Genomic DNA, 22,858 nt, shown 5'->3' with positions numbered 1-22,858 from the left:
GGTCCGGCCCGGTCGTCCCGGGTCCGGCCCGGTCGTCCCGGGGCCGGCCCGGTCCCTCAGGCTCCGCCCGGTCCCTCAGGTTCCACCCGGCCCCCGGGCCATTGTGGGAGCGCTCCCAAGGCGCCAGAATGCCGCCTGTGAACGCATCGCCGAACCCGCCGAACCCGCCGACCATCCGCCCCTACCGGCCCGCCGACCGTGCGGCCGTAGCCGATGTCTGTGTGAGCACCGCGGACGAGGGAGGTGACTCGCGTGCCCGGTTTCCCGACGAGGAGCTGATGCCGGCGATCTTCGCGGAGCCCTACTGTCACCTCGAGCCCGAACTGGCCTTCGTGCTCGACGACGGCACCGGGCGCGCCGTCGGCTATGTCGTCGGCACCGGCGACACCGCCTCCTTCGCGGCGCGGTTCCGCGAGTCCTGGATCCCCCGGGTGGCGCACCGCTACCCGGCGCTCACGGATGCGCCGCGCACGCCCACGGAGGAGATGATCGGGCTGCTGCACACCCCCGAGCGCATGATCCTTCCCGAACTCGCCGCCTACCCTGCCCACTTGCACATCGATCTGCTGCCGGGGTATCAACGGCGCGGTCACGGGCGGGCGTTGATGTACACCTTCCTGACCGCCCTGCACGAGCGCGGGACACCCGCCGTGCATCTCGGCATGGTCACCGCGAACAAGGCGGCCCGGGCGTTCTACGACCGGCTCGGCTTCCACGAGATCCCGGTCGCCGGCCCCGGGCCGCTCACGTATCTCGGCAGGTCGACCAAGGTCGCCTAGAGGTGTGCGCGGAGGGGGAGTTGGCGGCGTAAGGCCGAGAGGGTGCGAAGGGAACTGGGGGAAGGCGAGATGGGCCGCACCGGGTCCGGCGCTTGTCCGTGGACCGCCGGACCCGGTGTGAACGCCTTGTTCGCCGTCGGTCTCAGCGCGCGGCGGCGGCCGTCTCGGGCGCGGCCGTCGGGCCCGCCTTGTCGCCGCCGGCCACGGCACGGACCGCCGGGATGACCGCCGCGATCGCGGCGGCGACCAGGGCGACGCAGCCGCCGACGACGAGCCCGGTGCGGAACCCGCTCTCCGAGGTGAACGTGAATCCGGCCGCGCTGGTCGTCATCTGCGCGAGGATCACACCGACCACCGCCGAGCCGACCGAGGTGCCGAGCGAGCGCATCAGGGTGTTGAAGCCGTTGGCCGCCGCGGTCTCCGAGAGCGGCACGGAACTCATGATGAGCGCGGGCATCGAGCCGTAGGCGAGTCCGACACCGCTGTTGATGACCATGCCGACGAGCATGAGACCCCATGCCGAGCCCATCAGGGCCAGCGACAGGCCGTAGCCCAGGGCGATGACCAGGACTCCGCAGATCAGCGTGAACTTGGGGCCGCGGGCGTCGGTCAGCTTTCCGCCGAGCGGGGAGACGATCATCATCATGATGCCGCCGGGCGCCATCCACAGGCCGGACGCGAGCATCGACTGCCCCAGCCCGTAGCCGGTGGCGTCGGGGAACTGGAGGAGTTGCGGGATGATCAGCATGCTGGCGTACATGCCGAACCCGACGAAGACCGAGGCCAGGTTGGTCAGCAGGACGCGGGGGCGGGCCGTCGTGCGCAGGTCGATCAGCGGGTCCTGGGTGCGCAGTTCCCAGGCGCCCCACGCGAGCAGGACCACGACGGCGGCGACGAACAGGCCGAGCGTCGTGACGGAGCCCCAGCCCCAGTCGGCGCCCTTGGAGACGCCGAGGAGCAGGCAGACCAGGCCGATGCCGAGCCCGAGCGCGCCGGGGGCGTCGAACCGCTGACCCTTGGCGCCGGCCGGCACGTCGGGGATGAGGAACCAGATCAGCGCGCCGATCACCACGGCGAGGACCGCCGAACCCCAGAACAGCACCCGCCAGTTCGCGTACTGCGCGACCGCCGCGGAGATGGGGAGGCCGAGGCCGCCGCCGATCCCCATGGAGGCGCTGACCAGCGCGATGGACGAACTCAGCTTCTCGGCGGGCACCACGTCGCGCAGCAGGGCGATGCCCAGCGGCACCATGCCCATGCCCATGCCCTGGAGTCCGCGCCCCACGATCATCGGCGTGACCGACGAGGACAGCGCGCACACGACGGAGCCGGCCACCAGCGGGACCGAGCAGGCGAGCAGCATCCGCCGCTTGCCCACCAGGTCGCCCAGCCGCCCGGAGACCGGGACGCAGACGGCCGCGACGAGCAGCGTCACGGTGATCACCCAGGCGGAGTTCGCGGGGGTGGTGTGCAGGATCTGCGGCAGCTCGGCGATGAGCGGAGTGACCAGCGTCTGCATGATCGCCGCCACGGTGCCGGCGAAGGCGAGTGTGGCGACCACACCGCCCGCGCGGGCGGTGGGCTGGGGGGCGTCCATCAGGGACTCCTCGGGTGTCTCGGGATGTCTCGGTGTGTCTCCGGGCGATCCCTTGCGAGGCAAGGGATGTGCATCGTACACGTCATGTGCATAGCGCATGTGATGTGGCTCATGCACGTGCGTGTGGGAGCATGGCCACGGACCGCGCCGATATCGGCGCGACGCGCGGTCCGGGTGACAGCGGGAGGCGGCAGGCGCGATGGTCAGGCCCACGGACGAGGTCGAGTACGAGCAGATGCTGCTGAGCCGTCACGGCCTCATGCGGCAGAAGGGGGCCCGCACCAAGGACAGCGTCCTGGAGCGCAGCGCCTACGTTCTGCTCAGCCGCATCCGGGTCCAGGGGCCGATGTCGATCGGTGAGCTGAGCGACGCGTTCGGGCTCGACGCCTCCACCCTCAACCGGCAGACCGCCGCCGCGATGCGCGCCGGACTCGTCGACCGCATCCCCGACCCCGACGGGGGCATGGCCCGCAAGTTCCGTATCACTGACGAGGGTGCACGCCTCCTGGACCAGGAACGGCAGGGGCTCATCAGCGCCCTGGACCAGGTGATGGCCGACTGGTCGGAGTCGGACATCGCCGCCTTCGCCTCCTACCTGAGGCGCTTCAACACCGACATCGAGCGCATCGGCGGACGCCCCTGGCCGCGCCCCTGACGCGCCCCGTCCTCCGGTTCACCCCCACGGGTTGTTTCCCCGGCAGGTCCCCGCGAACGGAGTGCGGGGCAGGGGGCTGGGGCGAGAACCTGGGCGGCACGTGAGCAGGAACGTGAACGCCGTCGCCGAGGAGCCCCGCGTGTCCGATGTCGTCTTCACCGCGGATTTCGCCTCAACTCGCCAGTGGATCGCGGGCCGTTCGTGGGCCTATCCCGACGGCGGCCCGGTCAACCCGGGCGACGACAAGCTCGACCACCTGGTGGCCGACCCCGCCTACAGCCGTACGGGCGTCTTCCGCGCCACCCGCCGGTCCGACGGCGCCTGGGACGCGGGGCTGCTCACCACCGAGGGCAGCGAGGACGCGTTCATGGTCCGCACGGGGGACGTACTGGAGGCGCGGGTCAGACTGCCCACCGCCCTCGGCGCCTGGCCGGCCATCTGGACCTGGCGGGACGGCGGCCAGGAGATCGACGTCTTCGAGTACCACCCCGACAACCCCGACCTGCTCGAACTCTCCAACCACGTCCGCGGCGCGCACCACTACTACCGGGACGGGACGGTCCGGCCCGGCGCCTGGGTGGACCTCGTCGTCGAGTTCGGCGCCCACCGCGTCGTGTGGTGGGTCAACGGCGTCCGCGCCTTCGCCGACCGGCGCGGGGTCGGCCGGCACTGGGAGGCGTATCTCATCGTCAACCTGTCGGTGTGCGCCGGGCGTTACCACCCGCCGCCCGCCCCCGACGTCTCCGAGATGGACTTCGCGGTGGAAGGCCTGCTCGTCCGCAGACCCGGCAGCCACGACGACCCGGACAGCCTCGCGGAGGACGCCGGCGTGCTCGACTGAACCGGCCCGGCGGAGCGCGCGGCCTCGCCGACCGCGCCGCGAAAACCCCGCCCCGGCCGCATCCGCCGCGTGCCCCGGCACGGAAGTACGGCATCAGAAGCGACGTCGCGTACGGGCGCGTCGCACCGACCGGTGCCGAGGGCCATGACGAATCCACAACCGGGTCGAGAGACCCCCGAGGCCGCCTACATCGGCCACGTGGGCGACTGCCGCACGTGCCGGCGCGAGTCGGGCCGCTGCCCGCGCGCCGAGCGGCTGTGGCGGCTCTACCAGGAGTGGCGCGGCGGCCACGGTACGCGTCCCGGGGGCGCCGAGTGATACACCGCGCACCGGTCATGGCGTCCCCACAGCCGACAGGTCAACTGGCCGCCTGGGCACCACACTTGGCGACCGGGATCCTAGGCTCGGAGGTGTCACCAAGCCGCTGCCGTGTCGGCTACGGATACCGAGGGGGGCGGCGGCAAGGATTGCTGGCGGCCCAGGGTGGTGGGCGTCGACGGCGCTTTGATGGTTTTCGACGGTGAAGAGGTGTCATGCGAGGCTCGGCGCGGATGTCCGACCGCGAGGGGCAGCGGCCCGGAGCGGCCAGGCCGCTCACAGCGCTGGTGCCGCACCGGCCAGCCGGCGGGGCCAAGGGCCCGACGCGGGCCGCGGTGCTCGTCCTGCACGGCGGACGCGCGGACAGCCTGGCCCCGTCGCGTCCCTGGCACGTCTCCCGCCTGCGCATGCGGCCCTTCGTGCGCGCCGTGCTGCGCGCCGTGCCCGACCGGGACGTCTTCGTGGGCGAGGTCCGCTACCGCGTACGGGGCTGGAACGGCGCCGCGACCGATCCGGTCGCCGACGTGCGCCGGGCCCTCGCCGAACTCACCAACCTGGTCGGGGAGGTGCCGGTGGTGCTCGTCGGCCACTCGATGGGCGGCCGTGCCGCGCTGCGCGCCGCCGCGGCGCCGCAGGTCCGGGCCGTGGTGGCCCTCGCGCCCTGGTGCCCGGCCGGCGAGCCGGTGGCCCAGCTGCGGGACAAGCGGGTGATCGTACTGCACGGCGACCAGGACCGGATCACCGAGCCGGCGGCCTCCTTCGCGCTGGTGCGCCGGGCCGCGCGGGAAGGCTCCTCGGCGACTGCGGTGCGGGTCGCGGGCGGTGACCATGCGATGCTGCGGCGCGCGCGGACCTGGCACGAGGTGACCGGTTCGGCGGTCGCCGCTCTGCTGTCCGGCGCCGACGGCCCGGTCGAGGCGCTGCCCGCCGAGGGACCGAACGGCGAACCCGGCGTCCTCTGAGGCGGGCCCGCACGCGCCGGGCCACGGCTGCCCGGCCATCGACGCTGTTCGACCACCGTTCCGAGGCGTCTGCTCGACCTCCGACCCCATGCGTCTGTTCGACCACCGTTCCTACGCGGAGTCGAGCCGGTCCGCGGGGTCGGGGGAGAAGGGACGGCGTGAGCCGGTCGTCCCGCGTGCACGGGTGCCGGGGCGTGCGGCGCTTCCGGGGAGCGGGCCGCCCGTGGACGGATCCCAGCTGAGGATCCACTCGAAGTCGCGCTGCAGCCGCCGGGCTTCGCTCCGCACGAGGGTCGGTATGTCACCGCGTTCGGAGATCAGTTGGGCATAGATCGGTGCATCGTGCACGGGGGAATCCTCGACTCGCTCTCAGGGCCGTCCGCGGGCCTTCCGTGTCTCGACGTTAGGGCCGTGAGGCGCCCACGGTGGTCATCCGGCCGGTTCGGCCAGAACCGGTCACGGCGCGAGCATCGACGGTTCGCCGATGTCGAACGAGCCGTCAGGGGCCGTCAGTTCCGTTCGCCGCCGCCGAACGTCCGCGCGCGAGCGGCCGCAAGCCCCGAGCGAGGTGCGGACCCGGCTGTACGGAGACCTCCTCGCGGAGGACTTCCGCGCCGAACGGGACTGCCCCGTAAGCCGATTCGCGTACGGCGTGTGCTTCCGTCGTCGCACAACGGCGCCGATGCGATGAAGGTCACGAAAATGTATCGGACATCTGGGACGTGGATCTTCACATGGGGCTCACAACTTGGCTAAGTTGACGACCAGGCCGCCCGACTCCCTCCGGCGAACTCGCCGGGCGGTGCGGCCTCCGCCGAGTCCGGCCCTGCCCTCGTGCAGCCGGAGCCGGGGACCCACCGAACCTGGGGTGAATCGGCCAACTGCCTTACGGGGCACAGGTCGTAGGGCATACCTTCCGGAACCGTCCGCCCGAACCCGACAGCTAACCCGGTAGGCGGACGACGGAAGGAGTGCCACCTTCATGGCGCCGGAACGCACCCAGCCCAGTGGCGAAGAAGTCCGCCGACGGCTCGCCTCCCTCTACGACCGGGCCGAGGACGACACCGGCAACTTCAACGCGACCCGCGCTCTCGCGAGCCTCTCCCGCCAGGGCGACCGGCGTGCCGTGGCCCGACGGCTCACCGGCAGGCCGCCGGCCGTGGAGGAGCGCCGAGCCGTCGATCCGGCCCAGGACGATCTGATGCGGCAGTGGTTCGACGGGGCGCGTTCCCGGCTCGGGCCCACCGTCGCGGCGGTCCTCCCGGCCGACCGGCGCCCGGACCGCGGACGAGAGGCCACGCGCCGGGCGGGGGAGCGCTCCGCGGAACTTCCCGCCGCCCAGCAGCTTTCCCAAGGCGCCCTCCCCGCCGCCGAGTCGACCGCCGCGGCCGGACGGGAGCTGACGGCGGGCCCGGCCGCGGCTCCCGTCGCGGAGCTGACGGCACGCCCCGTTCTCGAACTGACCGCGGGCCCGGTGTCCGAGCCGACGACCTGGCCCACCCCCGCGATCCCCGACCAGCGCTCCGCGGCCACGGGCTCCGCGGCCATCGGCTCCGCGGCCACGGGTTCCGCGGCCACCGGCTCCCTCCCGGCGGTGCCAGGACCGGCGCTCCCTCCCGAGACCTCCTCCCCGCGCTTCCGCAAGGACCGCGCCCGCCGCAAACTGGCCGCCGCGCAGGAGATGCTGGCCCGGCACACCGCGCGGCGGACCGAGCTGGACGCGTCGACACCGGCCGCATACCCGCCCGTGGAGCAGCCGTTCGGCGAAACCGCCCTCCCGTCGCTCACGTACCCGGCGGCGGAGTACCTGTCGGCGCCGGCCGGGCCGGGCACGTACCCGACGACGGAGCACCTGTCCCTGCCGGTCGCGGCAGCCGCGTATCAGCCGATGGAAAGTGCCCCGTGGCAGCCCACGGGAGCCGGGAACCAGCCCGCGACACGCGTGCCGGACCCGGTCGGGGCCGTCGCCTATCAGCCGCTGCCGGACGCCTGGTCGGCCTCGCCCGCCCCGGTGGCCCAGGCCGCCGACGACACCGGGCGCACGGTGTGGCCGGCGCCCGTCGAGCAGCCCGCCCCCGGCGCCCCCTGGTCCGCCGATCCGAACGCCGGGTTCGACACCGGAAGCATCGCCGCCGTCATGGCCCCGCCGGTCACCGGGTACGACACACGGGCCGCCGAGGCCGTCGCCTTCGCCCGCGCCCAGGTCGGCAGGCCGTGCGTGTGGGGTGCCTCCGGACCCGGCTCGTTCGACCCCTCCGGGCTCACCCAGGCCGCCTGGCGGAGCGCCGGTGTGCTGCTGCCCCGGACGGCGGGCGACCAGGCACGGATCGGACCGGCCGTACCGCTGGACGCGGTCCAGCCCGGCGACCTGCTCTTCTTCCACGAGGACCACAGCCACGTGGGCCTCTACGTCGGCGACGGCCTGATGGTCCACGCGCCCAGGCCGGGAGGGCGGATCACGGAGGAGCCCGTCCACCCCGCCGGGCAGGCGACGATCCACACCGCCGTACGCCCGGTCTGAGAACCGGCCTGTCACCGCTGCGAGGTCCGGCCCCCGGGGACCGGCCCTCGCAGCGGCCCCGAGACCCGGCTCTGAGGCGCCGCCCCGAGACCCGGCTCTGAGGCGCCGCCCCGAGGCCCGGCTCTGAGCACCCGAGCGGTCGGCCACGGATACGCCGTGACCGACCGCTCCGGTGCTCTCCCGGGCTCCCGGCGGCTCAGAACTCGCTGTCGATCCCCGTGACCGCGGCCGGCCCCAGCGGGGCGTCGTCCTCGGAGATGCCGCTGTCGCGCAGCGCGCCGGAGACGAGCCGTACGGCCTCCTCCTCGGCGGCGCGCCGGTCCGCGGCCTCGACCTCCAGCCGCACCGAGAAGGTGTGGTTCTCGTCGACGGTCAGCAGGCTCAGCTCCTCGGTCTCGCCCAGCTCCGTGTTCTGCGGATCCTGTGGGCGCAGCCTGCGTTCGACATCTGCGCGGGAGGCGTCCGAGACGCCGTGGACGAACGTCCCGGGAACGGTGATGACGTAGGTGGTCACAGGAACTCCTAGCGTGCGTGCCCCGCGGGCCTGAAGTGCGGTCGGCTGTGTGATCGCCCGTATACCCCGCATTGTGACGGTCACCCGCCGCTTCTTCGCGTCGGGAGCCCGGAACGGCCTGACGACGGGCGTGCCACGCGGTGATCCGGTGGCGATACGGTCGGTCCCATGGCAGACGCACGGTTGACCACCGCCTCCTTCCTCGTGCTCGGCGTCATCGACAAGCTCGGCGAGGCCAGCGCGTACGACGTCAAGGGGGAGGCGGCGCGCACGGTGGCGCCCTTCTGGTCCGTCCCGCACGCCCAGGTGTACGCCCAGTGCGACCGCCTGCTGGAGGCCGGGCTGCTGGCGCAGGTGCGTCAGGAAAGCGGCCGCAACCGCCGGGTGCTCACGCTGACCGACGAGGGCAGGGCCGCGCTGCGGGACTGGCTGGACGACACGGCGTTCGTGCCGGTCGAGGCGCGCGAGCGCGGAATCCTTAAACTGTGGTTCGGCGGCCGGCCCGAACTGCTCGGCCCGGTACAGCTCGACGAGCACCGGCGCACCCTCGGCGACTACGAGCAACTGGCCGAGAGCGTGGGGGAGTTTCTGACCCGCGGGCAGCGTGACGCGCTGGAGTTCGGTATCCGGTACGAGCGGATGATGGTCGATTTCTGGCAGTGGGTGCAGCGCCGGGACGAGGACGCGTCAGACCGTTGACCCCGGTGGCCGCCCGGCCCTACCGTCTCGATAGTCCAAACCAGACTATCGATGGTCGGATCGCGGCCAGGAGCGGGGAGTCGCCGTGCGTCGTCTGACGGGCACCACCTGGCGCCGTGTGGCCGTCATCGCGGTCTCGGCCGTGTGCGTGGGCTACGCGCCCATCGCGATGACCGAGCTGTGGCCGTACGCGCGTCCCGGCGCGCCGGCGTTCGGCGAGTGGATCCTCGGGCACATGGTCTCGCCCCGCTATGTGGCGGACGCGCTGGCCACCCGGATCGAGCCGTACCGCCACAGCCTCGTCCCGCTGATCGCGCACTCCGTCCTGGGCGGCCTGCTCATGCTGCTCGGTCCCGCGCAGGTGCTCACCGCCGTACGCCGCCGGGCCCGGCTGCACCGGGCCCTCGGCGTCGTCTTCGCGGTCACGGTCTACGCCTCGATGGCCGGGGCGGCGGTGTACCTGGCGCGGACCGCGCCCGAGGACGCGTTCAGCGGGGCCGCCTTCTGGATCGTGCTCGCCACCATCCTGGTGGGCACCGTGCTCAGCGTGACCTTCGGCGTGCTCTCCGCCGTCGGCGGCCATCCCGACCTCCACCAGCGCTGGATGCTGCTCTGCTACGCCTTCCTGCTGACGGCGCCGCTGCTCCGGTTCGAGTGGGGCGGCCTGCCCCTGATCCTGCCCGGCCTCCCCATGACGGAGATCAACCGGGTGGCCACCATGCACCTGGGGTCGGTGGTCGCCTTCGGCGCGCTGATCGCCTCGCGCTCCCTGGACCGGCGCCGGACGATCGCGGGCGTCACCCGTTCGTGGGCCCCGCCGCCCGTCCTGGCCGTCGCCCATCTCGCCGGAGCGGCGGCCCTGTTCTGGATCGTCCGCTCCTGCCTGGACTTCGGCGCCCCCGGACGCCGGCTCCTGCTCGCCTATCTCCTGCCGTACGCCGCCACCTACGCGGTGATGGCCTTCAGCGCCCTGCGCACCGGCCGCGAGGGGCGTCTGTGGGCCCGCGAGGAGTGGCGGCTGCACTGGGCGGCCCTGTGCCTGGCGCCCGTGCTGTCGGCCGGCGCCGCCCCGCTCTTCGAACGGACCCTGCGCCTCGACCGGCTCACGGCCGTGTCGGCGGGCGCGGCGATCGGCTGCGGCGCCCTGGCGACGGCCGCGACCCTCGTCGTCAGCCTGCGCGTCATGTACGCCCGGGAGGTCCGCAAGCGGGCCGCACTCACCGGCGTCACGACCGCCGCCCGCCTCTCGACGCCGGTCTCCTGACACCCCGTCGTACGCGCCCGGAGCCGGCCTCGCTCACCGGTGGCGGCTCGGTCCGGCCCGACCGCGAGGCGCGCACCGGCCCTTCCGAAGCCGGCCCGAACGCGCCCCCTTGACCGTCCCAGACCCTGACCCCGCCCCAGACCCAGACCCTGTCCGTCCCAGCCCCTCGACCCGTCCGGAAACGGAAACCCATGGCCAACGCATCCGACCCGCCTCGCCCCGACGCCACCGAGCGGCAGTCCCGCACCGCGCACCCCGTGCCGGAGCCGTCCGCCCTGCCGGACGCGACGGCTGAGCCCGAGCCGGCCCCCGCGACCGGAACGCCGACCCCGCCCGAGCGCGGCGGGCCGCCCGCGTCCCCGGCCGCCGAAGGCGGGCGGCCGCTCACCGCCGGGGTGGTGATGCTGGCCACCACGGTGGCCGTGGTGAGCGTTCTCGTCGGCGGGCTCCTCATGGCCGTCGGCCTCACGGGCCACGTCTTCGGCGCCTGGCGCTCGCCCGAGTCGCTGACACCCGGACTGATCGGCGCGAGCATGCTCGGCACCGCGCCCGGTCTGTTCGCCGTGAGCCGGGCCCGCGCGTGGCACGAGGTCCGCACGCTCGTCCTCCCGCTGGCGATCGTCCTCGTCGGCCTGTTCGCGGTGAGCCTGCTCAACGCCGGGCGCCTCTACATCGCTCGCGGCGGTTCGGTCGTCCCCGTCCTGTTCAGCCTCGGCTGGCTGTTCGTGCTCGGCGTGCTCTGCGTGTTCGCCCTCGTGGCGCTGGCCTGGCAGTACGTCGTCCCCGCCCGGCCGCTCGGCCCGCGCGGCGCGCCGCTGCCCGCCTGGTCCAAACCGGCGCTGGCGGTGCTCGGTTCGGCGTGGCTCGGCATCGGTGCGGGTCTGCTGACCCGGCCGGGCTTCTGGTCCGGCTTCGTGCCCTGGGGCACCGGCCGGGTGGACGCCCAGGCACTCGGGGTGTGGGCCCTCGCCCTCGGCGTCGGGGTCCTCGGGGCCCTCGCCGAGGACGACCTCACCCGCACCGGCCCGGCGCTGATCGCCCTGCCGTGCACCGCCCTCACCGTGACCGTCGTCCTCGCCTGCCGGGCCTCGGCCGTCCACTGGCACTCCGGTCCGGCGCTCTCGCTCGTCTGCATGGTCGCGGGGCTGCTGTTCGCCGGCGCGAGCGGGCGGGTCCTGCTCACCAGAACCGCGCCGGCGGGGCCGTGGCCGCGGAGCTGAAGGGAGCGGGCCGCGGGCACTTCCGGCGGTGCGCGGGGACGCCTCGGACCTTTGCTTCCAAGGAGGTTGCTGTGAATTCGGGGGACGGCTGAACACACCGCGGCCCCCGTCCGTATAGGGCGGGGGGATTTTCAGGCGGGGCCGACCACGACGCGGTAGGAGCATTTCCTTGGGACGCAACAGGCGCAGACGCCCCACGGGCGCACGACGCGCGACCTCTGCGGCAGTCGCGCTGATTCTGGGCGGAGGCGGCCTCGTCGCCGTCAACGTCTACGCATCGGCGTCCGAGAGCGGTGCCGGCACGGACGCGGGCAACCATGTCCTGTCCGCCGGGGCGGCCACCATCGACTGCCCGGACGTCGGCGACAAGTTGACGACCGTGCCGGACGAGGCGAAGGGCGACGTCGACAAGGAACTCGCCTCCCTGGACCAGCAGATCGCCGAGGCCTATCAGCAACTCCGTTCCCACGGAGTGCAGATGGAGCAGAACGGCGACAACGGCGCCGACGCCGTGATGAAGCCGTTGAAGGAGAGGCGGACCGAGTCGATCGGCCGTATCGTCACCGCCGTCGACCAGGCGGGCGACCCGCCCCAGGGGCTCGACGACCTCGCGGACTGCACCCTCCGCTCCAACGGCGACCAGAGCGGCGCCGACGAGAGCGGTGAACAGGGCGGCGACCAGCAGCAGAACGAGCAAGGCCAGAACGGCCAGGGAGAGAACGGCCAGGGCCAGGGCGACCAGGGTCCGAACGGCCAGGGCCAGGACGGGCAGCAGGGCGCCGGAGACGCGCCGGCCGGGAACGGACCCGAGGCCGCCGACTACGCGGACATCAACTCCGTCCAGCCCGCCGCGCAGACCCCGCGCCCCCAAGACGGCGCCTCCACCGGCGAGTTCGTCACAAGCTGCGGAGTCAACGCGAACGGCCTGTTCAACTCTGACAACGTCATCGTGGCTCCCGGCGTCACCAACGGCGCCCACCACTTCCACGACTACGTCGGCAACCAGTCCAACAACGCCTTCGCCAGCGACGACGACCTCGCGAACGCCGACACCACCTGCCAGAACAAGGGCGACAAGTCCACGTACTACTGGCCCGTGCTGCGCCTCCAGGACGGCACCCGGGAACGGGACGCCGACGCCGCGGGCGGCGGCACCGAGGGCAACGCGGGCAAGATCGTCACACCCAAGCAGGTCACGCTGACCTTCGTGGGCAACGCGCGCGGCAAGGTCACCGCCATGCCGCGCCTCCTGCGCGTCATCACCGGCGACGCCAAGGCGTTCGTCAACGGCACCGCCAACGCCAACGCGTCCTGGAGCTGCACCGGCTTCGAGGACCGGCAGTTGAAGGACAAGTACCCGCTCTGCCCGCAGGGCAGCGACGTCGTCCGCACGTTCCGGTTCCAGAGCTGCTGGGACGGCGCGAACATCGACAGCGCCAACCACCGCACCCACGTGGCGTTCCAGGACGCCGAGGGCAACTGCCCCGGCGGCTTCAAGCCCATCCCGCAGCTCGTGCAGCGCATCGTCTACGACGTCGACGCGCCGAGCCTGAAGGACGGCGGCCGTACGTCGCCGCTGTTCGCGGTGGACTCCTTCCCGGAGCAGCTGCACAAGCCGGTCACCGACCACGGCGACTTCATCAACGTCTTCGACGAGGGCCTGATGACGGACATGGTCGGCTGCATCAACGAGGGCCGGAAGTGCGGTGCGGGCGCCGGCGACGACGAACCTTCGGAGCCCACCAAGAGCGCCGAGCCGCCGAAACCCACCAAGAGCGCCGAGCCCCCGAACCCGTCCGAGAGCGCGGAGCCCCCGAACCCCTCCGAGGAGCCCACCGAGAAGCCGGCGCCCACCGCCGACGATCCCTCCGACGACAAGGGCGGACAGGCGCCCGGCGGCCACGGCCGGCCCGACAAGCCGACGGCCGACACGCCGGGCAACGAGCAGGGTGGGGACAAGGACGCGCCGCCCGCCGACGTGGAGCCCAAGGCCGACGTCTCGTCCTCGGCCCACCACACCGCCGGTTCGCACGCCTCGCACGAGGCGTCCGGGAGCGATGACGGCGCGGCCGTCGGAACTCCCGCCTCCACCGCCCCGGCCGCCGCCGCCTACCAGCCCCAGACCCAGCCGCAGGCCGTCGGAGGCGGCGGGCTCGCCGACACCGGTGCCGACCTGTGGCCGGCCGCCATCGGCGGGATCCTCGTGATCGCCGGCTTCGTCCTGCTCCGCCGGATCAGGCGAGGCGCCCGGTGACCGCGTAACCCGGAACGAGGAGGGGACGACATCGGACGGCCGAGTCGTCCGGACGAGTCCTGAGGGGGCTTGTGCCCAGTCCACACGGGGCACAAGCCCCCTCGGCGGTCGCCGGGGCGGCGATCTCGACCAGCGGTGTGCGCCGATTCACAGCATCCTGGGGTGAGACGCGATCATGTCGTCCACATTGGGGAAGGCGAAGCTCCATGGACGCATCAGAGCAGGCACCGGATGACCGGCCCCTCGACCTGTACCTCGAAATGCTCCGCCTGCGCATGGCTCCGGCGGACTACGCGCTCTTGCTGCGCATGGTCGAGCCCGTACTCGAAGCGATCAGGGAGGAGAGGGTCGGAGCGATCGAACTGAATCTGGACGGCGAGGAACCCGACGACGTCCCGCAGGAGGTACGTGACGAGGCCTCCCTCGTGGTCGCGGTGGCCGTGACGGGCCGCCTGGACAACCGGATCGTCGAGCTGGAGACCGAGGAGATCGGTGTCGTCCGGGTCGTGACGGACTCGGGGACGGCGGACGATCCCGAGCGGTGCAAGGAGATCGCCGACTTCATCGGCGAGCGCCACCGCCAGGACGAGGAACTGCGCGGCATCGCCGAGGTGAGCGGTCTGCCCACCGATGTGTGAGACACACCGGGGCGCACGGCCCGCACCGGCCCGCCGAGGACACGGGCGGGTGAAGCGGGCCGAGGCGCCGCCGCCGTGAATCCCGCCTCCGGCCTTCCGGGGGCTTGCCGGGCGCAGAACCGGCCCGTCCGGACCCTCCCCGGGGGCTTGCCCGGCGCCGATCCGGCCGGTCAAGATCGGGTATGCGAAGAATCCTGGTCGCGGGAAGCACCGGCGCCGGAAAGACGACCTTGGCGCGGGCTCTCTCCGGGCGGCTGGGGATTCCCTTCCACGAGATGGACGCGCTCGCCATCACCGGGCCCGGCTGGCAGGAGAACCCGAGCCTCGTCGACGACGTGGCGCGCCTGACCGACGGCCCCGGCTGGGTGATCGACTCCTTCGGCCACGCGAGCGTGCGCGACCTGCTGTGGGCACGCGCCGACACGGTCGTCTGGCTCGACTACTCCCGAACCGTTGTCATGCGCCGGGTGCTGCGCAGGTCCGCCGCTCGCACCCTGCTGCGGCGCCGGATCTTCGGCGGGAACGTCGAGACGTTCGGCTCCTGGTTCACCGCCGACCACCCCGCGTGGTGGGCCTGGTCGCAGTACGAGACCCGCAGGGCCGACATCGCGGCCCGCTGCGACGCCCCGCGCCCGGCCCCGCTGACGGTCGTCCACCTCCGTACCCCGGGCGCCACGAAGTCCTTCTTCGACCGCCTGCCCGCACCGCCGGCCGCGATGCCTCCCGGCCGGTCCCGCCCGGCCACCCCGCACCCCCGAGACTGATCATGGTCTTCGGCCCCCGAAACATGGCGTAGGGTTGGGTTCACCGACGCGGGGTGGAGCAGCTCGGTAGCTCGCTGGGCTCATAACCCAGAGGTCGCAGGTTCAAATCCTGTCCCCGCTACGAGAAGACAAGGGTCCGGCACATGGTGCCGGGCCCTTCGTCGTGCCCCGGGCCCGTCGTGTGCCCTTGCCCTGCGCGCTGTCCGGCCGCCCGTGGCACAGTGCCGGTGTGGCTACCTTGCTGATCGTCCATCACACGCCCTCGCCCAACTGCCAGGCCCTGTTCGAGGCCGTCGTCTCCGGGGCGACCGCTCCCGAGATCGAGGGCGTACGGGTGGTGCGGCGCGCCGCGCTGAGTGCGACCGCTTCCGACGTGCTCGACGCCGACGGCTTCCTGCTCGGCACACCGGCGAACCTCGGCTACATGTCGGGCGCGCTGAAGCATTTCTTCGACCAGGTCTACTACCCGTGCCTGGACGCGACGGCCGGGCGGCCCTTCGGCTCCTACGTGCACGGCGGCAACGACGTCACGGGGGCGGTGCGCGGCATCGAGTCGATCACCACGGGCCTCGGCTGGCGGCGCGCCGCCGACCCCGTGACGGTGACCGGGGAGCCGGGCAAGGCCGACATCGAGGCCTGCTGGGAACTCGGAGCCACCCTCGCCGCCCAGTTGATGTCCTGACCGAACGGCTTGGCCAACTCGCCTTCACCGGCTGGCCGTTAAGCGTATGGCCGCTGGGTGGAGGGGTGAGGCCGGGCTGCCGTCAGGTCTTCGTGCCGGGCCGCGGCGGGGGGCCCTCGGTGGGCCGGCCGTCAGGGTCGTCGGCGGTGTGGGCGGTGGCCAGGTGGGGGAGCCGGAGGTGGTGGGCGGGGGTGCGTTCGATGACGAGGAGCGCGGCGTCGTCGGCGGGCTCCGCGCCGATGTGCCGGACCAGGTCGTCGTGGATGTGCCGCAGGAGGGCGTCGGGACCGGCGGCCGGAAAGGTCGCGATCCGCTCGGCCAGCGGATAGAAGGCGCCGTCCGGCGAGCGGGCCTCGATCACGCCGTCCGTGTACAGCAGCAGGAAGTCGCCGGGTTCGAAGGTGAACGGATCGGTGGGATGGCTCGCGGCCGGCAGTTCGCACATGCCGAGCGGCGGGTTCTGGTGGCGGGCGTGCAGGGTGGTGACCCGCTGGTCGCGCAGGAGCAGCGGCGGGGGATGACCGCAGTTGATCATCGAGGCCTCGGCACCGTCGTCGGGAATGTCGAGGACGAGCGCGGTGACGAAGTGCTCGCCGGGGTCCTTCGCGGTGTCGGCGACCTCGTCCAGGTCACGGCAGACGCTCACCTCCAGGGCGGCCGTCAGTTCCGGCAGGGTCGCGTACCGGTGGGCGCCCTCGCGGAAGGCGCCCAGCACCACCGAGGCCTCTCCGATGGCGGCCAGTCCCTTGCCCCGTACGTCGCCGATGAGCACGCGGGTGGACGAGGAGGCGGCGCGGGTGACCGCGAACAGGTCGCCGCCGATCTGTGTGTCGTCCTCGGCGGCGAGGTACAGCCACGCCGTGCGCAGCGGCCCGATCCGGCGCGGCGGCGGACGCAGCAGGACACGCTGGGCGGTCTCGGCCACCGACCGGGCCCGCACCAGCTCGCGGGCCCGCCGCTCCCGCACATGGCACACGAACACCACCAGGGCGGAGAGCACGATCAGGGCGATGATCTGCGCCACGTGGTTGGTGGTGCTCAGACCGCCGTTCAGGACGCCGATGACCACCTGGGCGGCCACCGCGAGCACCCCGACCAGCGCCGTGCGCAGGGGACCGGCGAACGAGGCCGTCAGGGTGGGCGCGATGACCAGCAACGGGCCGAGATGCACGCTGGTGGGGGTGCGGATGTCCACGACGGTGATCACGACGATCAACGCCAGTGGGATCGCCACCAGGCCACGGCCCGACGGTTGCTCCACGAGGCTGCCCACTGACCTGTGCCGGTTGCCCACGTGAACCAGTTTGCCCTGGTTTGCGCGACCGTGTGCTCCGCGGGGAGGCCGAGGGGCGCGTCTGGGGTCAGTTCCAGAGCGGATAGCCGACCGTGCGCTGGTACCCCTCGGGCCGGTCGTGGGGGTAGGCCAGCGTCATCCGCGTGTAGTGCTGCTGGGCCGGCTTCTTCTTCCAGGACTGCGGGTGGTCCAGCTTCACGATGACCGGGTACGAGTGGAACGTGCCCGCCGCGCAGTACGGCTTGCAGTCGTTGACCGCGTTGACGCCCTCGGCCACCGCCCCCTTCTGGTCCCAGCGCGACCAGTGCAGCGAGACGAGCCTGCTGTTCCCGTCGCCGCAGGCCAGGATGAAGTCGGCGGGGCGGACGTCCGGATGCCAGAGGCAGTCCACGAGGACGGGTACCGGCTGCTTCGGCCGCGGAGCCTGTGCCGTCGCGGCGGTCCGCGGGGCCGCGGAGGCGGTGCCCATCACGGCGGCGAGCGACGCGGCCGCGCAGAGGGTGAGGGCTGTTCTGGCTGTGCTGCTGCGCATAGGGGTGCTCCGTGCGGGACGACGGCCGTTCGGAAGCCGACGGGTGATCACCGGCCTCCGTCTCTACCACGACGCTACGGCCCCGATGTGTGATGCACCACTCATATGGATGAACGACATCATTTCGTGAGAATCGTTCCGCAGGACTTCACACCGGACAATCACCTGTTTGGCCGCCTTAACCGGGCAGATCGGCGGTGAGGCCGGCCGGTCCTAGAATTCGTCCGTGACGATTGAACCCGGTGAACCCGGTGCCTCCGGTGCCTCCGGTGCCTCCGATGGGCGGCGTGGGCGCAGGCCGGGCGGTCCGGACACCCGGGCCGCGATCCTGGACGTCGCGCGGCGCCGCTTCCTGGAGCACGGCTACCACGCGGTGACCCTGCGCTCCGTCGCCGGTGAGGCCGGTGTCGATCTCGCCCTGATCAGTTACTACTTCGGCTCCAAGAAGGGCCTTTTCGGCGCGGCCCTGGCGCTCGGCGCGAACCCCGCCGAACTCCTCGCCCAGGTCGCGGAGGACGGCGACCTGAGGACGTTTCCCGAACGGGTCCTCCGCCAGGTCCTCTCCGTCTGGGACGACCCGGTGTCGGGCCCGCCCCTGGTCGCCATGCTGAAGAGCGCCATCGCCGACGACGACGTCGGCGAACTGGTCAAGGAAGCGGTCGAACGGGAGATCGTCGCGCGGATCGCTGGCCTCGTCCCCGGGCGCGGCGCCCGGCAGCGCGCCGCCGCGTTCACCACCGTGATCGGCGGGCTCATCACCACCCGCTATCTGCTGCGCCTGGAGCCGATCGTGTCCATGCACGCCGACGACGTGGTCCGGGTCGTCAGCCCCCAACTGCGACAGGCCCTGCGCGGCCCGGCCCCCCGTACCCGGGCCGTCCGGCCACCGGCGGCGCGTCCTTGACCGGCCGGGCCGGGGCTCCGGCATACGCCCCGGCCCGCCGGGCTCAGCGGTAGGCGGGCCGCCCCCGCTCCTCCTCGGCGACCGGACCCCCCACCTCGGCCGAGGTCTCGTCCCCGGAGTGCTTCGGCGGCGGGGCGGAGTGCAGCAGCAGGGCGACGGCCACGGCGGCCAGTGCCGCGGCGGACGCGGCGCCCAGGAGAGCCACGTGCATGCCGTGCACGAAGGCGGCCGTGGCGCGGCCCGAGACCGGGCCGCCGATGGCGTGGGCCGCCGCGAGGGAGGACCGGGCCGCCTCCGCCACCCGCTCCGGCAGCCCCGGCAGGCTCAGACGGTCGCGGTAGGCGGCGCTGAGCAGGCTGCCGAGGACGGCGATCCCGAGCGCGCCGCCCAGCTCACGTGCCAGGTCGTTCATCGCGGAACCGACGTTCTGGAGAGAGCGCGGCAGGGCGTCCGTGATGGACGTCGTGGCCGGCGTCATGGACAGGCCCATTCCGGCGCCCAGCGGGACGAGACCGGCCGCGATGAGCCAGTACGGGCTGGACGCGTCGAGCCGGGACAGCACGCCCATCCCCGCGGCGACCCCCACCAGTCCCGCCACCCACGGCGCGCGGAACCCGAACCGGGCCACCAGGACCGGCGTCGCCCGCGAGAGCGGAACCATCGTCAGGGCCATCGGCAGCATCGAGGTCGCCGCCATCAACGCGCTGTCCCCGCGCACCAGTTGGAGATACTGCATCATCACGAAGATGAACCCGAAGAAGACGAAGAACTGAAGCGTGACCGACAGCGAACCGGCGGCGAAGTGACGGTCGCGGAACAGCCGGGGGTCCAGCAGCGGGTGGGTGCGGCGCAGCTCGAAGACCACGAACCCGGCCAGCACCGCGAGGCCCAGGCCGATGCCGCCGAGCGTGACCGGGTCGGCCCAGCCACGGGTCGGCGCCTCGATGACGGAGTAGACGAGCGCGACCAGGCCGAGCACGGCGAGGAGCGCGCCGCCGACGTCGAGCCGGGGCCGCGCCGGTTCCGCCGACTCGGGCACGAACAGCAGGGTCCCGACCAGCGCGACCAGGGCCAGGGTCACGTTCAGCAGGAACACCGAGCGCCACGACCAGCCCTCCAGCAGGGCGCCGGTGGCGAACAGGCCGACGAGTGCGCTCGCGCCCGCGACCGCAGCCCAGACGCTGACCGCCCGTGCCCGCTGGGCCCGCGGGAACGTGCTGGTGATGGTGGACAGCGTGGCCGGCATGACCAGCGCCGCCCCCACGCCCAGCACTCCGCGCAGGGCGATCAGCGTCGAGGGGTCGGTCGTCAGGGACGCGGCGGCCGACCCGGCGCCGAAGAGCGTCAGCCCCACGAGCAGCGCCCTCCGGCGGCCGAAACGGTCGCCGAGCGCACCGGCCGGGAGCAGCAGCGAGGCGAAGACGAGGCTGTAGGAGTCGATGATCCAGGAGAGCTGTGTCTGGGTCGCGTGCGTCTCGCGGGCGAGGTCGGGCAGCGCCACGTTCAGCGAGGCCATGGCGGCGACCACCGTGCCCAGGGCCAGACAGGTGACCACCAGGATCAGATTGTGACGTACGGCCGGCGGGGAACCGGCGGCCGGGGCGCGCAGGGAGGGCATGGGCTCTGTCCTTCGTCCGAGCGGTCCGGGTGGATCCCGGTGCCTGGAACCAGACTCGGCAGCCCGCCCGCCATCTTCCACGCCGATGAATTCTGACCTGGTGATTCGTGCGAGTATCCGGTCTTTGTTGAATTTCCCCGTCGACCGTGCGGCCGGTGTCTCAGGACCCGTCGGGGAAGGCGACCGCGCGCGGCAGGAACGCCAGCCGGGCCCGCTTCTCGGGGAGGCGCACCTCCGGCAGGTCGACCTCGGGGAGGACGACCTCGGGTCCGGCGGTGAAGCCCTGTCTGAGCAGTCTGCCGATCGCCTTGTGGTTGCGGATGTCGGGATCGGTCACGACGCGCTGCCGGTCGAGTCCGCGCAGCACGTACGAGGCGATGACCCCGGACAGGGACGCCGTCCAGCCCGGCCGGCTCCCGTCGGGACCGGCCGGCGCGAGGAGCAGGTGGATGCCGATGTCGCCGGGGCGGACCTCGTAGCACTCGCCGACCCGGTCGGCCTCCGGGTCGTAGGTCTGGAGCAGGGCGACCGGCTCGCCGTCCTTCTCCACCAGGAAGGCGTGGTGAGTGGTGAGCTTGTCCAACTCGCTGTAGATCTCGGTGATCTGATCCGGGGTCAGTTCGTTCATGCCCCAGAAGGCGGCGCGTTCCTCGCTCGCCCAGGCGTGGACGGTAGCGCAGTCCGCGGCGGGGTCGAGGGGCCGGATGCGGACGGTGCCGGTGCCGGGGATGTGCTCTTCGTGCACGAACGGCCGGGTGGGGGCGCACATTTCAGACATGGATCTCCTTGGGGCGGACGGTCCGGCGTGACCGGGGGTGAATCATATTAGGTTAGGCTTGCCTAATATCACCAAGAGATCATTTCGGAGGGGAGCGGGTAGATGGGGCAGCGACGTGGTTGGGAGGGTGCGGTCCTCAAACTGCTGAGGGCCAGGGACTTCGTCCTCACCGTGACGGAGGTCGAGGACGTGGCGCCGCTGTACCGGCGGCTGCGGGTCACCGACGGTGGTCTGCTCGCCGCGACCGGCGTCCACCCGACCATGTGGGTCCGCCTGTGGTTCGCCAACGCGGGCCGGCCCCACCAGCGGGCGTACACACTGGTCGACCCGGACCCGGAGACGGGCACCTTCGCCCTGGAGTTCGCGCTGCACGACGGGTGCGCCAGCGACTGGGCGCGCGCGGCGGCGCCCGGTGACACGATCGAGGCCACGGTGCAGGGCACCGACTTCGAGGAGCCCGCGCCCGCCCCGTCCCACCTCTACGCGGTGGTGGACCCGGCGGCCCTGCCCGCCCTCAACTCGCTGATCGGGGCGCTGGGTTCGGCGCCCGCGACGATCTGGTTCGAGGGCGACCTCGACGGGCTGCCGTGCGCCGTCGACCCGGCACGGCACGAACTGCGTCCGGTGCCCCGCCGCGACAACGGCGGGCACCTCGTCGAGCGGGTACGGGCCGAGCTTCCCGATCTGCTGAAGGGTGAAGCCGACCCCTACGTCTGGATCACCTGCGACACGGCGACCACGCGGACGCTCTCCGCGTACGTCCGCAAGGAGCTGGACGTGCCGCGCCAGCGGGTACACGCCCTCGGCTACTGGCGTGCGACTCCGGCACCCGTCACGGCCGGCGCCCCGGCGGGGGAGTAGCCCGGCAGGCGAGGGGACCGGCCGGGACGGCGTCCTCGGACGCGACTCCGGCCGGGCCCTCCGTGTGAGGCGGGTCCTCAGCGTGAGCCGGGTCCTCCGTGTGAGGCGGGTCCTCAGCGTGAGCCGGGTCCTCCGTGTGAGGCGGGTCCTCAGCGTGAGCCGGGCCCTCCGTGTCGGGATGGCCCTTGCTGTCGGCCCGTCCGTGGTGGTGGGCCGGTCACTCCCCGGGGCGGGCCAGGAGTTCGGTGACCTGCCGGCTCGTGATCTCCCAGGCCTCGGGCGGCAGTTGGCCGAGGTCCCCGTTGCGCAGCGCGCCGAGGAGCGAGTCCGGTTCCGTGTCGCACACGATGCTGTCGGCGAGCACCTCGTAACCGTCGCGGACCGCTACCCGCAGCAGGCGCCGGCCGTCGGCGGCGGGACGCAGGGCGGCGGCCACGACCAGGGGCGGCGCTCCGCCCGCCTCGCCCTCCGACTTGTGGTAGCTGCTGGCCGTCGGCGCGCTCCAGCGCAGGCCGAGCAGCAGATGCCGCTTGGCCAGGACCTCCGCCAGATCGGTCTCGCGGACCCCCTCCGGCTCCAGGATGACCGCGCGCGCGTCGAGCACGATCGCCCCGGGCAGCAGACAGCGCAGGGTGCTGCCGACGAGATTGCCGCCGACGGTGGCCGTCCGCCGGACCGCCCCGGTCCCCACGGTGGCCGCGGCGCGGCGCAGTACCTCCGGTACGCGGTCGTCGATCCGGTGCAGGAGCACGGCCGCGCCCAGCGTCCCGTCCCCGATGGTGTTGGCCTCCGGGAGGTCGCGCAGGGACATCGCCAGCTCCGGGAAGCCGTCCCGTTGCCAGCCGGCCCACACCAGCGTCGCGCCGCCTATCGGCACCGCCCCCTCGGCCAGGCACTCCTGTGCTTCGGACACGGACGTGGGCAGACGCAACAGCACGGCAGCCGACCTGCTTTCCTGGTGACATGGCGGCGGGGTGACGGTGTCCTGGCCAAAAGGCCCTCGACAGGCGCATTTTCACCGCACGACAGGGGGCGCGTACAGGGCTCACTCCGTCACCCGATGCGCCCCCGTTCGCACAGACGCGCACGCGAGTGTCCCTGGGAGCATGCCCGAACGTGCCCCCGGCACACACCGGAGGCAAGAGCGGTCGCCGCCGCCCCTT

23 protein-coding genes, 1 tRNA gene and 1 riboswitch are annotated in these 22,858 nt (G+C 72.8%); of the genes, 16 read left to right on the top strand and 8 right to left on the bottom strand.

The features are described from left to right. Positions 1 to 128 precede the first annotated feature (128 nt). Positions 129 to 779, top strand: coding sequence for a GNAT family N-acetyltransferase (locus AB0912_RS07135; protein ID WP_366696945.1), 651 nt, complete (start codon positions 129 to 131; stop codon positions 777 to 779). 142 nt (positions 780 to 921) lie between these two features. On the opposite strand, the gene AB0912_RS07130 is transcribed toward AB0912_RS07135, so the two are convergent. Continuing rightward, entirely contained in the window at positions 922 to 2,376 is a 1,455-nt protein-coding gene (locus AB0912_RS07130) for an MFS transporter (protein WP_366696944.1), read from the bottom strand. A gap of 199 nt (positions 2,377 to 2,575) precedes the next feature. Here AB0912_RS07130 and AB0912_RS07125 point away from each other — a divergent pair, with 199 nt between their 5' ends. The 4 genes from AB0912_RS07125 (at position 2,576) to AB0912_RS07110 (ending at position 5,152) form a co-directional block, all read left to right on the top strand. Next, entirely contained in the window at positions 2,576 to 3,031 is a 456-nt protein-coding gene (locus AB0912_RS07125) for a MarR family transcriptional regulator (protein ID WP_366696943.1), read from the top strand. 100 nt (positions 3,032 to 3,131) lie between these two features. Further along, on the top strand, positions 3,132 to 3,872 hold the full coding sequence (locus AB0912_RS07120) for a beta-glucanase (RefSeq protein WP_366696942.1): 741 nt from the start codon (positions 3,132 to 3,134) through the stop codon (positions 3,870 to 3,872). 144 nt (positions 3,873 to 4,016) lie between these two features. Continuing rightward, the gene (locus AB0912_RS07115; protein WP_366696941.1) at positions 4,017 to 4,190 is read left to right on the top strand and encodes a hypothetical protein; all 174 of its coding nucleotides are present in this window, start codon (positions 4,017 to 4,019) and stop codon (positions 4,188 to 4,190) included. 215 nt (positions 4,191 to 4,405) lie between these two features. Then, complete coding sequence (locus AB0912_RS07110) at positions 4,406 to 5,152, top strand: alpha/beta fold hydrolase (RefSeq protein WP_366696940.1); 747 nt, start codon at positions 4,406 to 4,408, stop codon at positions 5,150 to 5,152. Positions 5,153 to 5,263: 111 nt separating this feature from the next. Here AB0912_RS07110 and AB0912_RS07105 read toward each other — a convergent pair whose 3' ends face one another. Beyond that, complete coding sequence (locus AB0912_RS07105) at positions 5,264 to 5,500, bottom strand: hypothetical protein (protein ID WP_366696939.1); 237 nt, start codon at positions 5,498 to 5,500, stop codon at positions 5,264 to 5,266. Between the two features lie 454 nt (positions 5,501 to 5,954). Continuing rightward, a riboswitch (cyclic di-AMP (ydaO/yuaA leader) is annotated at positions 5,955 to 6,126 on the top strand. A gap of 8 nt (positions 6,127 to 6,134) precedes the next feature. Between AB0912_RS07105 and AB0912_RS07100 the strand changes: the two genes are divergently transcribed. Beyond that, positions 6,135 to 7,673: an NlpC/P60 family protein gene (locus AB0912_RS07100; RefSeq protein WP_366696938.1), complete on the top strand. Its 1,539-nt coding sequence runs from the start codon at positions 6,135 to 6,137 to the stop codon at positions 7,671 to 7,673. Between the two features lie 196 nt (positions 7,674 to 7,869). Here AB0912_RS07100 and AB0912_RS07095 read toward each other — a convergent pair whose 3' ends face one another. Continuing rightward, on the bottom strand, positions 7,870 to 8,187 hold the full coding sequence (locus tag AB0912_RS07095) for a hypothetical protein (RefSeq protein ID WP_366696937.1): 318 nt from the start codon (positions 8,185 to 8,187) through the stop codon (positions 7,870 to 7,872). A 168-nt stretch (positions 8,188 to 8,355) separates the two neighbouring features. Between AB0912_RS07095 and AB0912_RS07090 the strand changes: the two genes are divergently transcribed. From AB0912_RS07090 to AB0912_RS07055, 8 genes are all read left to right on the top strand, one after another. Continuing rightward, a complete protein-coding gene (locus AB0912_RS07090; RefSeq protein WP_366696936.1) occupies positions 8,356 to 8,886 on the top strand; it encodes a PadR family transcriptional regulator in 531 nt (176 codons plus the stop codon). Between the two features lie 85 nt (positions 8,887 to 8,971). After that, positions 8,972 to 10,150, top strand: coding sequence for a DUF2306 domain-containing protein (locus AB0912_RS07085; protein ID WP_366696935.1), 1,179 nt, complete (start codon positions 8,972 to 8,974; stop codon positions 10,148 to 10,150). A 191-nt stretch (positions 10,151 to 10,341) separates the two neighbouring features. Further along, complete coding sequence (locus AB0912_RS07080) at positions 10,342 to 11,370, top strand: hypothetical protein (protein WP_366696934.1); 1,029 nt, start codon at positions 10,342 to 10,344, stop codon at positions 11,368 to 11,370. A 169-nt stretch (positions 11,371 to 11,539) separates the two neighbouring features. Continuing rightward, positions 11,540 to 13,624: a DUF1996 domain-containing protein gene (locus AB0912_RS07075; protein ID WP_366696933.1), complete on the top strand. Its 2,085-nt coding sequence runs from the start codon at positions 11,540 to 11,542 to the stop codon at positions 13,622 to 13,624. A 206-nt stretch (positions 13,625 to 13,830) separates the two neighbouring features. After that, entirely contained in the window at positions 13,831 to 14,262 is a 432-nt protein-coding gene (locus tag AB0912_RS07070) for a hypothetical protein (RefSeq protein ID WP_366696932.1), read from the top strand. 182 nt (positions 14,263 to 14,444) lie between these two features. Beyond that, entirely contained in the window at positions 14,445 to 15,026 is a 582-nt protein-coding gene (locus AB0912_RS07065; protein WP_366696931.1) for an AAA family ATPase, read from the top strand. Positions 15,027 to 15,073: 47 nt separating this feature from the next. Next, positions 15,074 to 15,147: transfer RNA gene (locus tag AB0912_RS07060), tRNA-Met, on the top strand. Between the two features lie 108 nt (positions 15,148 to 15,255). Further along, a complete protein-coding gene (locus tag AB0912_RS07055; RefSeq protein WP_366696930.1) occupies positions 15,256 to 15,708 on the top strand; it encodes a flavodoxin family protein in 453 nt (150 codons plus the stop codon). Between the two features lie 82 nt (positions 15,709 to 15,790). Here AB0912_RS07055 and AB0912_RS07050 read toward each other — a convergent pair whose 3' ends face one another. Together AB0912_RS07050 and AB0912_RS07045 are read right to left on the bottom strand one after the other, a co-directional pair. Continuing rightward, positions 15,791 to 16,942 carry a PP2C family protein-serine/threonine phosphatase gene (locus AB0912_RS07050; RefSeq protein WP_366696929.1) on the bottom strand — a complete coding sequence of 384 codons (1,152 nt, stop codon included), beginning with the start codon at positions 16,940 to 16,942 and terminating at the stop codon, positions 15,791 to 15,793. A 127-nt stretch (positions 16,943 to 17,069) separates the two neighbouring features. Further along, positions 17,070 to 17,534, bottom strand: coding sequence for a hypothetical protein (locus tag AB0912_RS07045; RefSeq protein WP_366696928.1), 465 nt, complete (start codon positions 17,532 to 17,534; stop codon positions 17,070 to 17,072). Positions 17,535 to 17,760: 226 nt separating this feature from the next. On the opposite strand from AB0912_RS07045, the gene AB0912_RS07040 reads away from it, so the two are divergent. After that, positions 17,761 to 18,438, top strand: coding sequence for a TetR family transcriptional regulator (locus AB0912_RS07040; protein WP_366696927.1), 678 nt, complete (start codon positions 17,761 to 17,763; stop codon positions 18,436 to 18,438). A 43-nt stretch (positions 18,439 to 18,481) separates the two neighbouring features. On the opposite strand, the gene AB0912_RS07035 is transcribed toward AB0912_RS07040, so the two are convergent. Both AB0912_RS07035 and AB0912_RS07030 read right to left on the bottom strand, forming a co-directional pair. Then, positions 18,482 to 20,056, bottom strand: coding sequence for an MFS transporter (locus AB0912_RS07035; protein ID WP_366696926.1), 1,575 nt, complete (start codon positions 20,054 to 20,056; stop codon positions 18,482 to 18,484). A 160-nt stretch (positions 20,057 to 20,216) separates the two neighbouring features. Continuing rightward, positions 20,217 to 20,834, bottom strand: coding sequence for a GNAT family N-acetyltransferase (locus tag AB0912_RS07030; RefSeq protein ID WP_366696925.1), 618 nt, complete (start codon positions 20,832 to 20,834; stop codon positions 20,217 to 20,219). 102 nt (positions 20,835 to 20,936) lie between these two features. Between AB0912_RS07030 and AB0912_RS07025 the strand changes: the two genes are divergently transcribed. Continuing rightward, on the top strand, positions 20,937 to 21,695 hold the full coding sequence (locus AB0912_RS07025) for a siderophore-interacting protein (protein ID WP_366696924.1): 759 nt from the start codon (positions 20,937 to 20,939) through the stop codon (positions 21,693 to 21,695). 217 nt (positions 21,696 to 21,912) lie between these two features. Here AB0912_RS07025 and AB0912_RS07020 read toward each other — a convergent pair whose 3' ends face one another. Then, positions 21,913 to 22,632, bottom strand: coding sequence for an FAD binding domain-containing protein (locus AB0912_RS07020; protein ID WP_366696923.1), 720 nt, complete (start codon positions 22,630 to 22,632; stop codon positions 21,913 to 21,915). Positions 22,633 to 22,858 lie beyond the last annotated feature (226 nt).

Source organism: Streptomyces sp. NPDC007084 (assembly GCF_040703595.1).
Classification (GTDB): Bacteria; Actinomycetota; Actinomycetes; order Streptomycetales; family Streptomycetaceae; genus Streptomyces.
Note: the sequence above shows the minus strand (reverse complement) of the source record. Positions and strands in the feature narration are given on the sequence as shown.